We start from the raw sequence: 223 nt of genomic DNA, 5'->3' as shown, positions 1-223 counted from the left end.
TCCAGCCCAAGGCCGATGCCGCCCCGCCTGACGATGACGGGCCGGGCGATCCTCCCGCCTCAGATGCCACGCCCGAAACCGAGCCTTCCGAGACCCCAGCCGAGACCGACCAGATGCCCCGCAACACCAAAGCCCACCGCAATGCCGAGGTCGATTTCCGGGGCGAGAAGCGCTCGAATGCCACCCATGCTTCGACCACAGACCCCGATGCACGGCTCTACAA

General features: G+C 66.8%; 1 pseudogene. It reads left to right on the top strand.

Features of this window, described 5'->3' with window-relative positions:
* Window positions 1–223 (top strand): annotated as a pseudogene (locus KKP04_RS15690) (IS5/IS1182 family transposase); the annotation flags it as partial.

Source organism: Rhodomicrobium sp. Az07 (genome assembly GCF_018619475.1).
Taxonomy (GTDB): domain Bacteria; phylum Pseudomonadota; class Alphaproteobacteria; order Rhizobiales; family Rhodomicrobiaceae; genus Rhodomicrobium.
Note: the sequence above shows the minus strand (reverse complement) of the source record. Positions and strands in the feature narration are given on the sequence as shown.